This window comes from Allocellulophaga tsushimaensis (assembly GCF_055383085.1).
This window is the reverse complement of record NZ_AP039451.1, coordinates 536,429-552,348: the sequence shown is the minus strand read 5'-3', so window position 1 is coordinate 552,348 and position 15,920 is coordinate 536,429. Positions and strand designations below refer to the sequence as shown.

Sequence of the window (15,920 nt, the reverse complement as noted above, 5' to 3'; positions counted from 1 at the left end):
AGACATAACCATAGTTAAAATTATGAAAAGAAAGGTATAGTTTTTAATGAATAATTTCATGTAACTCACTTTGGTATAATAGGTTTATAACTGTTATTTACTTGATATATTCGAAAACTTGAATAGTATCATCATTATTGGCGCCAATTAATAATTCAGTATCATTTAGTGATACTGTCGCTAATGCTTTTAAATCCTTATTAAATTTTAAGCCACTATTTGGTATAGGAGATAGGGTATATTTTTTTAGGGTTAAATTACCTTTTAAAAACATTCCCATACTAGCATCATTTCTAGGAGTTTCTACTTCTGAGGAAAATAAATTGCCAGCAATAATAATATCTTTTACACCATCTTTATCATAGTCTTTTACTATAATTCCATTTACAGATGATAATTGTGCCATGTTTGGTAATTTATTTGTAATAAATGTTCCATCTCCATTATTCATAAATATACTTGAAGCAAATGTTTTTGCTTTTAAATGAATAGCATCTTTAATATTGGTAATATCATAAACATCTGAAAAACTGGCTTTAGCAAATGCATCATACGATTTAAATTTTTCTTTTAATGCAGGTATTTGTTCTGTAGAACATTGTTTGCCGCGAACAGGATACAAGGTTTTATTTTCATAATAGCCTAAGGCTAAATCATTACTTCCGTTATCATCAAAATCAGCGTAGTATACCTCAAAAGGTTCAGTAATACTAGATTTGTATTTGTAGTTTAAACCTAAATTCCCAGCTATATAATCATCATCACCATCGTTATCTAAATCTGATGCTACAATGCTATACCACCAGCCTTCTGTATTTGTAAACGTGTTTTTCATTTTTGTGAAAATCCCATCTTTTTGTTCTAAAACGGTAATAGGCATCCATTCTCCTGTTACTATAAGATCTGTAGTGCCATCTTTATTATAGTCAGACCAGACTGCATCAGTTACTAATCCAATATTTTTTAGTTCTGGAGCTATTTTTTTGCTTACATCAGTAAATTTTCCTTTGTTATTATTTAAGATAATGCTACTTGCAGGTTTTGGATATTGCCATGGAACTAAACGGCCACCTATAAAAAGATCTAAATCACCGTCATTGTCATAATCAAACGGCTTTACAGTAGAGCCACTTGTTGCAATATTAGGAAGGTTATTACTTTTTATAAATTTGCCTTTACCATCATTTAGATATAACCTGTCTAGATAATTTAGACTATTAGCTTTAAATTCATTTCCACCGCTTACCACATATAAATCTAAGTCGCCATCTGTATCTGCATCAAAAAAAGTAGCTGCGGTATCTTCGTATTTTTTATCGGTTTCAAAAGCAACTACGCTTTGTTTTTGGAACTTGCCACTTTTACTTTGAATAAAAATAACGCCAGACTGCCCAGAAGCACCGCTTATATAAATGTCTTCTAACTGATCTCCATTAATATCCCCTTTTGTTAAAGCTGGTCCAAATTTTGATAGTTGGTGTGGGAGCAATACTTGTTTTTCAAAATCATCAAAACTATTTTCATGATGGGTAAAATTAATACCAGAATCATTATTTGTTGAAAATATGGGTTTTGTATTTGAACGAGAATTAGTCTTTGAAGCTAAGGCATCACTTTCTTTTATTTCTAATGTCTGATTTACTCCTATATTCGTTAGAATTTGTTCTTTTCCTTCGGCCCATTTTATTTTTAAGGTATCTACTTTTTTAATTTTACCGACACCAAAATGTACAATGGGCTCAACTGAGGATAGGTAACCTCTTGTTGGCATTAATTCTTGAGTCTGTATTTGGTTGCCTTTAATTAGTTCTATTTTTGCACCAATGCCATAGGTGTTTTCTTTATCTCCAATAAGCTTTAATCTTAGAAAGCTATTTCCAACACTTTTATTTTCTATTACAAGTGCCTTTTTATCTAAATTGTTAATTACAATATCTAAATCACCATCTAAATCTAAATCGGCATATGCTGCACCATGTGTAAACCCGTAATAGGACAAACCTTGTGGGTCTTTATTTTCTGAAAAAGAAAGATCACCATTATTAACAAAAACTTTATTATGAACAGGTTCTACTGGCATTCTTTTGGTTAACAAATATTCTTTTCCTTTAGGAACACTACCAGAGGCTATAAGTGTTTCCATTTCTATCATAAAATCTTTGTTGTTTACACTTTTACGCATTCCATTTGTAACAAATAAATCTTTCCAACCATCATTATTTAAATCAACAAAAAGCGTGGACCAACTCCAATCTGTATTGGCTACTCCAGCAATTTCAGCAACATCACTAAAAAAACCATTACCATTGTTCATCTGCAAACTATTTTTCATGTACTGATGATGTAAACCAAGATCCACTGCTTCATGAAAATATTCTGGGTTCATGGCTGACATATTTCTTTTTTGGTTAAAATTAGATGAAGACATCATATCAGCTTGTATCAAATCAATATTTCCATCATTATTAAAATCAGCAGCATCACTTCCCATACCAAAGTTTGAAGTATGATTGGTATATGTTTTTATTTCGTCTTTAAAAGTTCCATTTTTTTGATTGATATATAGAAAATCTGGAGAGTTAAAATCGTTTGAAACATAGATATCATACCAACCATCATTATTAAAATCTGATATACTAGCATTTAAACTTAAGCCAAAATTAAAAATGCCCGATTTACCTGTAGCATTTATAAATTTATTACCACCAATATTTTCGTATAATTGGTCACTTTCTTCATCAGTAGCAGTTTCCATCTTTTGTACATAGAAAGCATTTGGGCTTTGGAATGGACAAGGAGGATAAGAAGCAAGGTACATATCTAAATCTCCATCATTGTCATAATCAAAAAAAGTAGCCTGATTGGAATAACCAGAATCATCAAGACCAAAAGATTTTGCACTTTCAGTAAATGTTAAATCGCCATTGTTTATGTATAACAAATTAGCTTTATCTGGGGAGGGTCCAGAAACACAAATATAAATATCTAATAAACCATCTGCATTTACATCTGCCATAGTAACACCAGTAGACCATCTAAGTTTCTCTTTACCTTGTATGCCTGCATTTAATGAAATGTCTTCAAAAACAAAATCTCCTTTATTGAGGTATAATCTATTTTTTAAATCATTGCCAACAAAAATTACATCTGTTAAACCATCATTATTAATATCACCAACTGCTACACCTGCACCTGCATATAAATATGGAAAATTAAAATAATTAAGATGCTTAGACTCTCTTACTACATTTGCAAAATCTATTTTGGTTTGCTTGCTATATAGAGCTTTAAATTGTAAGGAGCTGTCAGGAATAAACTCTGTTATAAGTTCTGCTTCTTCAGTTTTACAACTATAAAACAATAATGATAAGCAACTTAATATTATGTATTTTTTATAACTCAAAATATATTGTTATTTAAGATTAGAGGCTATAGTTTGTGAAATACTATTGATTTTGAATAGCCTTAATGTACCATTATTAGTGGTAACTAAAATACCTTTTTTGCCATTTGCAATGCTTATTTCTTTAATGTCTTTTACATTATACGGAACAAAAAAGCCGCTATTTGCTGGTTTTATAGCTTCAAAAGTTTTTTGATGATCTGCTTTTAAAAATAAACCTGGAGAAGCGTCTGCTCTTGTGGTTTCTACCTCTACCTCAAAATTATTACCAGCAATAAGAATATCTTTATTCCCGTCATTATCAAAATCGCTACATATAATTCCATGTATAGTAGAAAACTGTGCTTCTGTGGGTAGTTTTTTAAGTGTTAAACTTCCCTCATTATTTTCTAAAATAATAGAAGAAAAGAGTTGCGCTTCATATCGCGTAGCTTCCGTTATTTTATCTCCTAGAATAGCGGGTAAGCTTGCGTTTGCAAAACTTTCATAGGTTCTAAATTTTTTATTTAGGCTAGGTATTTGCTGACTAGAACATTCTTTTCCTCTAATCGGAACAAGATTGTTTTTAATTGTTTTTGCTAAAAAAATATCGTTAGTTCCATTATTATCAAAATCGTTTGCAAATACATAAAAAGGTTTTTCTCTTGAAGCCTTAAATTTATAGTTTTCTCCAAGATTACCAAGTATCAAATCGGTATCTCCATCTTGGTCATAATCAGATGCAATTACAGTATTCCACCAGCCTCTAGTAAGCTCTAAATTATAAGTGGCTGTTATATTTTCTAATTTTCGTTGCGAAGTTTTGTATACAGTAATTGGCATCCATTCTCCTACCACAATTAATTCTTCTTTGCGATCTCCATCTATATCCGCCCAAGTTGCACTAGTAACCATTCCTAATGTTTCCAGTTCTTTTGCATAAGTGGCAGTGATATCTGTAAAAATACCTTTGTTATTTTGCAACCAGTAACTTTTTGCCGATTCAGGATATTTGCCTGGTACATGCCTGCCCCCTATGAATAAATCTAGATCACCATCATTATCATAATCATGTGGTATAGCACAGGAACCGCTACTAGTTATTGAGGGCAAGTTGGTCGATTTTTTAAATATTCCTTTACCATCATTAAGGTATAATCTGTCCTGATAGTACTCAGAATGTATTGTTTCTTCACTACCACCACTCACTACATATAAATCTTGATCTCCATCTAGATCTGCATCAAAAAAAACAGCTTGCATATCTTCGTGATTTTTATCTGCGTTAAAAACTGGGTTTCTTTTTTCTTTAAAAGTGCCATTTGTATTTTGGATATAAATTTTACCCGCTTGCCCGTTAGCACCACCTATAAAAAAATCATCAAGTTTATCATTATTTACGTCACCAACGCTTACAAAAGGTCCTAGAGTAGACATTTTATGAGGTAATAGTATTTGTTCTTGATAATCATCAAAAGTATTTTCTTTATGTTTAAAAATAGTGCTGATATCTGTTTTGGTTGTTTCTTTAAAAAGTGCCGTGTTTTCTATTTTTTCTTTTGATGTGATTGTGGCATTATTATAATTTACTTTAAGAAGTTGGTTTGTTGCTATATCTCTAAGAATACTAGTTTTACCATCTGACCATGTAATTTTAATTTCATCAATTTTTTGGACGCTATCTAACCCAAAATGCACTATAGGTTCTACAGAAGATAAATAACCTCTAGTAGTTTTAAAGTCATGGTATTGTAATTTGTTATCACATTTTAATACTATTTGTGCTCCAATACCAAATGGGTTTTTCTCTGGACCTTCTAATTTTATTCTAATGTAACTTTTGTTTAAATTATCAGTTTTGTTCTCATAAACAAAAGCAATATCCTCTAAATTATTTATCACCAAGTCTAGATCACCATCATTATCTAAATCCGCAGTTGCAGCACCATTAGAAAAACTTTTTTGATTAAGTCCCCAATCTTTCATTTTTTTACTGAAGGTGAGGTCTCTATTATTTTTAAAAATATAGTTGGTTAATTTTGTTTCATCGTAGAGGTTAAGGATATTTTTTATATTCTGCTCGTCTGTATTTTGTTTTATATTTTCGCTATTTACATACTTAAAAAACTTATTTGTATCATCTTTGTTGGTAATATCCCTCCGATATCCATTGCTTACAAAAATATCACGATAACCATCATTATCGAAATCGCTTGCCAAACAAGACCAAGACCAATCCGTTTTAGAAATACCAGAAAATTGCCCTATTTCACTAAAAAAACCATTTCCTTGATTTAATTGTAAAGTATTATGCATGTATTGGTTGTGATATCCTCTATCTAATATTTTTCGATACTTTTCCAAATCCATAGTTGCCATGGTAGTTTTGCTACGCACATAGTTTTCTGATACCATATCAAGCGTTAAGATATCTTCTAGACCGTCATTATTAAAATCGGCAATATCTACTCCCATAGAGTAGAATGATGTATGGTTTGTATATTTTTTTATGCTTTCTTTAAAGGTATGATTTCCTTGATTGATGTATAAATAATCAGGTTGTTCATAGTCATTAGTGACATAAATATCTTTAAAGCCGTCATTATTAATATCTGCTACTGCTACGCCAAGGCCATAACCATAATTTTTTGTAATACCAGCCTGTATTCCAATTTCACGAAAGGTATCATTTTCATTAAGATATAGTTTGTCTCGATATAGGTCATTGTTTTCTTTTTCTCCTTTATTAACCTCTTCAGCAGTTTGAAAAAATAGCTCAGGTCTATTGGTCAAATACATATCTAGGTCATTATCATTATCCATGTCAAAAAAAACAGCTTGTACAGAAAATCCAGTATCTGCAATACCATATGCCGCTGCTGCTTCTTTAAAGGTATTATTCCCCTGATTGATATAAAGCAGATTTTTTCTTTCTAGATCGGTGTCTTTAAAACCTCCTTTGCAGATGTATATATCTAAGTAGCCATCATGGTTAATATCCACCATATTTATACCAGTATGCCATCCACTTCCTCCAGATACACCAGCACTTATTGTAATATCTTCAAATTTAAAATCGCCTTTATTTAAATACAGCTTATTGGGCACTTCATTTCCTGAAAAATAAATATCAGCTAAGCCATCGTTATTGATATCTCCTATGGCAACTCCACCACCATTATAGACGTAGTTAAAATGAACTACATAGTTTTTTAAGTTTTCTTCTACATGATTTATGAATTTTATACCAGATGTTTTTGGAGAAATAAGTTGGAATACTTTTTCTTTTTGAGATGGAGGTTTTTTTGTTGGAATCGTTTTTTTCTTTTCATTACAACTATTGAATAGTAGTAAAATGAATATGAAAGTGAGTTTGTAAATGTTATGTTTGAGTGAGTTGTGAGTCATTCTATAAAGCTAAAAAAAAAACTGATTTTTTCATATAAAATTTGGATTGATTATTAATAAACAAACGATACATTTAATTAAATGTATCGTTTGCTATTTAAAAACTAAATGGTATGAATTGTTTACCGATTAGTATCCTGGATTTTGTTGTAAATTACCGCTAAAATTATCTATTTCGGTTTGTGGGATTGGCATTAATTCGTGTTTGCCTCTTTGGAAACCAAGAGGTTCTAGAATGTCGTATGCTTCCCACCTTATTAAATCAAACCGCCTTAGGCCTTCCATTGCTGTTTCAACCCGCCTCTCATGCCTAATAGCATCAATAAGTGCTTGGCCAGTTGTGCCAGGAGGCACATCAGGTAAAATGGTTGGATCACCTTCTCTTGCTCTTGCTCTTACTAAATTTACATAGGTAACAGCTGTTGCTGGGTCTGTTTCTGCATTAGCTTCCGCATAGTACAAATAAATATCTGCTAAACGAAGTACTCTCCAATTCATTGGACTGTCATTTGGCGCACCTGGATTAGGATAGGTTCCATTTGGTTCTGCCGTCATTATTCTAGAGAAATAACTAGTTGCTCCACCATTTGGATTATAAGCCTGACCTTCTACGCTATATATTTTAGTATCTAAACGAGGATCTCCAGCTTCATACTCGTTTACCAAATCTAATTTTGGTTGTGAAAAACCCCATCCAGCAAATTCACCACCTGATCTTGGGCTAAAAGCAGGAATGTTAACGGTTCCCTGTCGTGCATTACCCCATCCTTGGCCAGCTTCTTGAAATTGAACTTCAAAAATTGAACCTGAACCATTTTCACCAGCAGGTGTAAAAATCTCTGCATAGGTATCTGCTAATTCATATTCATTTAAAGCAAATAAAGCTTCAGAAAAAGTTCTTACATCCGCAAAATCACTTTGGTATGCGTTAGCTCTTACCAAAAGCGCTAATGCTGCACCTCTTGTAGCTCTTCCGATATCTTCTGGAGGGTAAGAAGATTTAACGGGTAATAAGTCTACAGCTCTATTTAAATCAGCTTCAATAAAGGCATAGGTTTCTTCTAGACTACTTCTTCTCAATTCTAAATAAGCATCTGGAGTTTTTAAGTTTTCAGGAATTAACACTAAGCCACCAAAATATTTAGCCAAATCAAAATAAAATAGACCTCTTAAAAAATAAGCTTCTCCTAAGATTCTATTTTTAAGCACTTCGTCCATTTCAATGTCAGGAACATTTTCTATAACTTTATTAGCATTATTGATGCCTTGATAATTATTGCCCCATCGACCAGTTAGTTGCCCAACAGTTCCAGGAGTAAGCGTATAATTCTGCATCACAGCTTGGTCACTATTATCTGCGATATCACTACCACCTTTCCATACCTCATCAGTGCCCAGTAAGCCCCAAGAATGGTCGCTATTAAAGCCATCTCCTTGCCTTGCTAAACTTGTGTAAACTGCATTAATAGCTAGTAAGGCATCATCACCATTTCTAAAAAATGTTCCGTCACCAGCCAAACCAAACGGTGTTGGCTCTAAAAACTCGTCTTCGTTGCAACCAATAAATGTAGTTATAAGGGCTGCTATTAATAGATATATTATTTTTCTCATAGCTTATAAGTTTAAATTAATTCCAAATAAAATTGTTGTGGCAGGTGGCCACCTTCCTTGGTCAACACCAATATCTAATGAATTGCCTCCTTGTACTCCTATTTCAGGGTCTAAGCCAATATCATAGCTCGTAAATGTTAAAAGGTTGTCAGCAGTCATATACAGTCTTAAAGCATTTAGACCTAACTTTTCTGTAATTTTTTTAGGGAAATTATAACCTAACTGTACATTTCTTAGTTTTAAGTAAGATCCATCATATACGTAGCGATCAGAGATTACAGTATTTTTAATTCTACCATCATTAGTAAGTCTAGGTAAAGTATTTGAGGTTCCAGGGCCTGTCCATCTATCTAAAGCACTTACATGAAAGTTTGAAGATAATTCGCTTTGGAAGAAGAAAGGTAGGGAACTAAAAATATCGTTTCCTTGTACGCCTTGAAAAAACAGACTCAAATCAAAGTTTTTATAATCAAAACCCAAGTTAAAACTGTAATTAAAATCTGCATGAGGAGAACCTATTTGAGTTCGGTCATCATCATCAATAATACCATTGCCTGCGTCAGGTATTCCATCTCCATCTGTGTCTACTGTTAATTGATCTACAAAGCGGAGATCACCAGCTACAGGCTGTATGGCTAAATCTGTTGCATCACCAGGATTTCTTGGCCCAGCATCTGCTTCCGCTTGTGTTTGGTATACGCCATCTGTCTGTAAGCCAAAAAAGTAACTTATAGGGAAACCAGCTTCGGTTCTTAAGAAACCTTGATTTCCAAATGCATTACCAGCAGAAAGAAAACCTGCTGCCCTATCTAATGTTGTTACTTCATTATCTATCATGTCTAAATATGCATTAAAACTAAAACCTAGATCTCCAAATTGGTCTTTATAGCCAAAAGTAAATTCCCATCCTTTATTGTTAATTTCAGCAATATTAAAGTTAGTGCTACCGGGTACTCCTGAAAGTTCTGTTGGTGGAGCCACATTTATTATTGCATCTGCGGTATCTTTGTTAAAATAATCTACCGATAGTGTAAATTTATCTAAAAAAGCAATATCTACACCTACATTTGTGCTAACTGCAGATTCCCATTGTAAAAATGGATTAGAAATAGCTGTTGTAGCTGCACCAGGAGCTCTAACACCGCCAAATAAAGCATCTAATCTAGAATTTATTCCTACTGCAAGCTCGTTAAAGAATTGAAAGTCTCCAATATTACGGTTTCCGATTTGTCCCCAGCCTCCACGGATTTTTAATTGATTTATAAAGTTATTATCTGTTAGAAAGTCTTCGTTATGCGCATTCCAAGATGCCGAAATCGCAGGAAATGTACCAAATCTTTTGCTAGGGCCAAATCTTGAAGACCCATCTCGTCTAATGGTACCAATAATGGTATATTTATCATCATAATTATAGATAGCACGACCAAAATAAGATAATAGATTTTGTTCAATTCTATTGCCAGATGAATCACCTTCTCCATCATCAAGTACAACATTATCGCCAAAAAGATCACTAAAATCCCTGGCGATACCTGTTAGACCAAAGAAATCAATTTCTTGTTGTTCATGACCTGCGGTTACGGTTATATTATGTTTGTTAAAGGCATTTTGATAAGTTAATACATTAGACCATGTGTAGGAAGTAGTTCTATTTCCTCTTACCGATAATTGATTTTGAGGTCTACTAATATTTCCAGAAATACCTGGGTCTGCATCGATAATAGGATCAAAATCATAAGTTTCATTTGTGCTATACCCGGGTGCGTAAGTAGATACGAAATTTAAATTCTTTAAAAAACTGACATCGAGATAAGCATTAATTCCAAAATCTCTATTTGTAACTTCGTTAGTATTAAATTGTACTACGGCTAATGGATGGAATATATTTTGACTTATTGCAGAAGTAAACCCGCCATCTTCAGTAAAGAATGGAAGATAAGGCTCCCAACCATAACCCGCAATTCCTGCTTGATTGTTTAAGAAACCACCCTCAGTTGGGATTGTTTGTTGTTTTCGTCTGTTATATGTAATTCTGTGTCCGAGTTTTATATTTTTATGCAATTGATACTCGTTATTAATACGAAGATTGTGTCTGTCAAATCCGCTACCCAATAAGGTGCCTTTTTGATCTGTATAACCATAGGAAACAAAATATGTAGCGGCATCTGTACCGCCAGATATAGAAACTTGATTATTTTGGATATAACCTGTTTGTCTGTTTAATGTTCCCCAATCAAAAGTTTCAAAACCGTCTATTTCTGTTTGCGTAAATCGTGGTGCTTCTCCATCATTTGCGAGTCCTTCATTAATTAACCCAGCATATTGTTGAGAATTTAACACATCATAGTCAGGTAATGTTTGAAAACCAATAGAACTGGTAATAGAAATGTTTACTTTTCCTTTTCTACCTGATCTTGTGGTCACTAAAATTACACCATTGGCACCATTAGATCCATAGATTGCTGTGGCTGATGCATCTTTTAAAACTTGGATATCTTTAATGTCAGCACTGTTTAAGTTGTTAAAATCCCCAGGAACGCCATCAATGATAACATATGGATTAGTATTATTCGGCGTTCCAGTACCTCTAATACGGATAGATGGTGCAGCACCTGGTTGCCCTGAGTTAGATATAACGCTTACACCTGCTGCTCTACCCTGTAAGGCTTGCCCAACTTGGGCTACTGGAGCTTTAAGGATATTGTCTGAATTGATAGTGGAAATTGCACCAGTAAGGTCAGCTTTTTTAACTGAACCATAACCAATAACAACTACCTCATCCAATTGACTAGAGTCTTCTGCTAAAGATACGTTAATAGTTGTTTGTCCATTTACAGGAACTTCTTGTGTGGTAAAGCCCAAATAGCTAAAGACAAGTATAGCATCACTAGGAGCAGAAATGGTGTAATTTCCATCAAAGTCTGTTTGTGTTCCGTTAGTAGTTCCTTTTACAATAACATTTGCTCCTGATAACGGAATATCCTGACTGTCAGTAATAGTACCACTAATTGTTGAGTTTTGTGCATGACTTATGGTAAGTCCCATTAGCCAAAACGTTGCCAATAACAAAATGCTAAATCGACAACTTTTAATCTTTGGTTTTAGTAAATTCATAAGAGTTTAATTAATTTTTAAAAGAGTTAGTAATTATTTAGAAGTAAAAATAACTTAACTAAACTCTAGAGGAGGGTAACAAATCATCAGAAAGATATAACTATTCGTCATATTACTTTTTTTCATTAATGATATATTGTCTTTAATACAATTGGCAAACATTTTGATTTTAATGTATTGCGTTTTAAGAAATTAACTAATTAGAAAGACTTAATATATAGTATATGCCATAGTTTTAAGTGTTATAAGAGAATAAAGAACTTCTAATTAAAACAAACACATTAGTTATAAAAGATGGGTTTAATTTTTTTAGCGTAAGAATACTAGATTATAATTTTATTCTTTTTGGCAGACAATATCTTCTTTTACGAATTGATTACTTCCTTTAAATTAAGAACTCCTTTTTTGCTGTTATTTTTTGGAATTGACTTTTTATAAGCTGTAAACAATAAAGCTTTTTATGAAGTTATTTGTTCTGCTACTTCAAAACCCTTACAGAATATACTCTACTCATCTCGTGTAAATATTAATTTTTTTGATCAGTTCTTATGCTATATTTTATATTTCGCTTCTTAAATTTTCTTCCCATTTATTATCGATTTCTCTACATTAAAATGATATAACATTAAGATTTTTACGTAAGAACTGTAAATTAGAATATAATTGAGAGACTTAAAACATATGAAAGTAAATTATAAACTACTAAGCTTTTTACTATTTGTAGTAGTAAAAATAAATGCACAAACTACGCCAATTAAAGTTGTAGTAGAAGAAATACCAAACCGATTAGCATTTTATGCACTTAATGGAAATGAACAAGACTTTGATGTGCAAATTGCTATTTCTGGCACTAATTTTAGGCAAAGTAAAGCTAGACCTAGATGGGTTAGACTACCGGGAGCCTCAAAAGTATTGCTAAAAACAGTTGTGTTAACTAGAGGCAAAACACCAAATTACACGTATAAATTAAAGGTAAATGATAGCTTGTCTAGACGGGCATTAATTAAAGAGTTTGAAGCGATAAAGATTAAACCTAAAAAATCTATTGCTGTTTATATTACAGATGCATGTACCACTTGCGATAGTATTGTGATGCCATTAGAGAAAAGTAAATACCTGTTTAAGCGCTATAAATTAAGTGAACACCCAGAGATTAAAAAGCAGATTAAACATGCATTTGCTACAACTCTAGATTCTATTAAAAAACCAATTCTAAATATAGGAGGACGTTTGCATACAGATATTGAAACTTATGATAAATTATTAGAAGAGTTAAACAAGAAATAAGTGAATAATTTTAAAAACACAAAAACCCCTTTTAATTTCTTTACAACAATTAAAAAGAGTTTTAATGAACTAAATGCAGTCTATTCTTTACTATAATGCTTGCCAGAAAGCGCCTTTAAATTTTCAGCAGCAGTTTCTGCAGTAATATCTCGCTGCGGATTGGCAAACATTTCATAACCAACCATAAATTTTTTAACCTCCGCAGAGCGTAATAGGGGTGGATAAAATGCCATATGAAAATGCCACTCTGGATGTTCTTCTCCGTCTGTAGGGCTTTGGTGTATTCCAGAAGAATATGGAAAAGAAGTTTCAAAAAGGTTATCATATCTAATGGTTAAACCATTAATAATTTCTGCAAATGCAATCTCTTCTTCAGCATTTAATTGCCCAATGTGTTGATAGTGTTTTACAGGTAATATCATTGCTTCATAAGGCCATACTGCCCAATAAGGGATAAGCGCTACAAAATGATCATTTTTTAGAATAATACGTTCGTCTAATGCTAATTCTTGCTTTAAATAATCACCTAAAAGGCTTTTTTTATTTTTTTTCCAATAACCTAATTGCTGTTCTTGCTTTTTTAATACTTCTTGTGGTACAGATAATTGAGACCATATTTGCCCATGTGGGTGTGGGTTGCTACAGCCCATAGTAGCCCCTTTGTTTTCAAAAATTTGGACATGATTAATACTAGGGTCCGCTCCTAATTCAGCATATTCTTTTTTCCACAATTTTACAACTTCAGTAATGTCCGAAATTTCCATTAGAGGTAGTGTTAACGAATGGTTTGGAGAAAAACACATTACTTTACATTTTCCAGATTCTGCTTTCGCTTTTAATAAGCCGTCTTCAAAATCATCAGCATTTACTTCTGGTAATAAAGCAGAATAATCGTTTATAAAACTGTAAACACCTGTGTAATCTGGATTTGTATCGCCACTAGCACGTGTATTTGTAGGACATAAATAACAGTTTTCATCATAAGAATCTTTAGGTAGTACTATTTTTTTATCCCGTTTTCCTTGCCAAGGTCTTTTGGTACGATGTGGAGATACTAATACCCATTCTCCTGTTAATATATTATACCTGCGATGCGGATTATTATTTAATTCGTTGTTCATTATACTGTAATATTAGAAACGCCATCAGAAACTGCACAAACGATAGGAGTAAGTTGTAAGTTAAATTCTTCGTTATATACTTTAGAAGCTTTGGTTATAAATTTTTGCGTAAAATCTTTATGGATTAAATTAATGGTACAACCACCAAAACCGCCTCCCATCATTCTAGAACCAATAATTTCTTTATGTTTTTTGGATAAATCTACCAGAAAATCTAGTTCATCACAACTTACTTCATACATCTTACTAAGGCCATTATGAGACCCGTACATTAATTCTCCAAATAATTTTAAATCACCTTTCTGAATTGCTTCTGCTGCATTAGCAGTTCTTGTATTTTCTTGTGAAACATATAAAGCTCTCTGGTACTGATTGTCTGGTAATATTGTTTTAAACTCTTTTACAATTGCTTCAGGAACATCAGCTAAAAATTTGTATTCAGGGTATTTTTCAGAAATTACACCAAAAGCGGTATTACATTCTTTTAATCTAGTGTTATATGCACTTGTAGATAGGCTATGCGAAACATTTGTATTCAATAATAAAACATCATAATCTCCAAAAACGGCAGGGATAAAATGATGCTCTAAAGAATTACAATTTAGTAGAATAAGATGGTCTTTTTTGCCTTTTGTAACCGCAAACTGATCCATAATACCGCACATAGTACCTACAAAAGTATGTTCTGCTTTTCTAGAGAAATTTATGATATCCATATCAGACATCCCAATAGAGAATAAATCATTTAAACCTTTTGCAATACCACATTCTAATGCTGCTGAGGAGCTAATGCCAGAACCTAAAGGAAGGTTGCTCTGTATCATACAATCAAAACCACCAACACTATTTGGATAATTGTCATTAATATGAAAAACAACACCAAGAACATAATTCTCCCATTCTACAGCACTTTTTTCTAAATTATCTAGTTTGAATTCTAAGGTTTTTCCAAAATTTATAGAAGTAATTTTACAAGAATTGCTATCGTTCTTTTTAAAATAAAGTGTAATTTTTTTGTTAATAGCTGCAGGAAGCACAAAACCTCCGTTATAATCTATATGTTCTCCAATAAGATTTATTCTTCCTGGAGATGTAATTACAACATCAGGTTTAAATTTTTTTAATATTTCTTGATGCATAGTACTATCCATAAATTAAAATTTAAGCTGAAACAAAAACTAAATATATCTACAAATATAATAAATGTAAATAATACGTTTATTATATTTGTTCAAATTAAATAGATTTAATTTAAAAGTGGCTAATTTAGAAAGAGAACCATACTACGGTGATAAAGACAAAATGTATGTTGCTACAGATTGTATTGTTTTTGGCTTTGATTCAGGTGATTTAAAGTTATTAGTTTTTAAACGTATTGTAGCCCCAAATGAAGGAGAGTGGTCTTTAATAGGGAGTTTTGTAAATGTAAATGAGGATGTAGCTAGTGCTGCAGAACGCGTTTTAATAGAAACTACAGGTTTAGAAAATATATTTTTTGAACAAACAAAAACCTATGGTCAAAAAGATAGAGATCCTGGGGGGAGGTGTATTTCTATAGGGCAGTATGCGCTTATCCGTATTGATGATTCAGATAAAGACTTACCTGAAAAATATAATGCAAAATGGTATAAGCTAACGGAACTACCAAGTTTGTGTTTAGACCATAATATCATGGTTGCAGATGCCTTAAAAGTATTGAGGCAAAAAGCGCGTTACCAACCAATAGGTTTTGAATTATTGCCTAAAAAATTTACGCTGCCACAATTGCAACAATTATACGAAGCTATTTATCAAAGAAAATTAGATGCTCGTAATTTCAGAAAAAAAGTTTTGTCTTTAAAGATTTTGAAAAAATTAGAAGAGAAAGATAAAACAACTTCTAGAAAAGGTGCTTTCTTATATGAATTTGAATCTGCAAACTATAAACGATTAGTAGCTTCTGGGTTTAATTTTGAGATTTAACGGAATTAATTTTTTGTTAATCAGAAAATGGTTTT

At 32.4% G+C, this 15,920-nt stretch carries 8 protein-coding genes; 2 read left to right on the top strand and 6 right to left on the bottom strand.

Annotation, left to right across the window (positions count from 1 at the left end; translation table 11 throughout):
- Positions 1-97 precede the first annotated feature (97 nt).
- From ACZ451_RS02450 to ACZ451_RS02435, 4 genes are all read right to left on the bottom strand, one after another.
- Positions 98-3,403: a VCBS repeat-containing protein gene (locus ACZ451_RS02450; protein WP_464215498.1), complete on the bottom strand. Its 3,306-nt coding sequence runs from the start codon at positions 3,401-3,403 to the stop codon at positions 98-100.
- Positions 3,404-3,412: 9 nt separating this feature from the next.
- Entirely contained in the window at positions 3,413-6,790 is a 3,378-nt protein-coding gene (locus ACZ451_RS02445; protein WP_464215497.1) for a VCBS repeat-containing protein, read from the bottom strand.
- Between the two features lie 129 nt (positions 6,791-6,919).
- Complete coding sequence (locus ACZ451_RS02440; RefSeq protein WP_464215496.1) at positions 6,920-8,401, bottom strand: RagB/SusD family nutrient uptake outer membrane protein; 1,482 nt, start codon at positions 8,399-8,401, stop codon at positions 6,920-6,922.
- Positions 8,402-8,404: 3 nt separating this feature from the next.
- Positions 8,405-11,515 (bottom strand): SusC/RagA family TonB-linked outer membrane protein, encoded by a 3,111-nt coding sequence (locus ACZ451_RS02435; RefSeq protein WP_464215495.1) that lies wholly within the window; start codon positions 11,513-11,515, stop codon positions 8,405-8,407.
- Between the two features lie 681 nt (positions 11,516-12,196).
- Between ACZ451_RS02435 and ACZ451_RS02430 the strand changes: the two genes are divergently transcribed.
- Positions 12,197-12,802 (top strand): hypothetical protein, encoded by a 606-nt coding sequence (locus ACZ451_RS02430; protein ID WP_464215494.1) that lies wholly within the window; start codon positions 12,197-12,199, stop codon positions 12,800-12,802.
- An 80-nt stretch (positions 12,803-12,882) separates the two neighbouring features.
- Here the strand turns inward: ACZ451_RS02430 and ACZ451_RS02425 are convergent, their stop codons facing one another.
- A complete protein-coding gene (locus ACZ451_RS02425; RefSeq protein ID WP_464215493.1) occupies positions 12,883-13,923 on the bottom strand; it encodes a UDP-glucose--hexose-1-phosphate uridylyltransferase in 1,041 nt (346 codons plus the stop codon).
- Entirely contained in the window at positions 13,923-15,074 is a 1,152-nt protein-coding gene (gene galK / locus ACZ451_RS02420) for a galactokinase (protein ID WP_464215492.1), read from the bottom strand. Before galK ends, ACZ451_RS02425 begins: the two co-directional genes overlap by 1 nt.
- Before the next feature lie 151 nt (positions 15,075-15,225).
- On the opposite strand from galK, the gene ACZ451_RS02415 reads away from it, so the two are divergent.
- Positions 15,226-15,885, top strand: coding sequence for an NUDIX hydrolase (locus ACZ451_RS02415; RefSeq protein WP_464216885.1), 660 nt, complete (start codon positions 15,226-15,228; stop codon positions 15,883-15,885).
- Positions 15,886-15,920 lie beyond the last annotated feature (35 nt).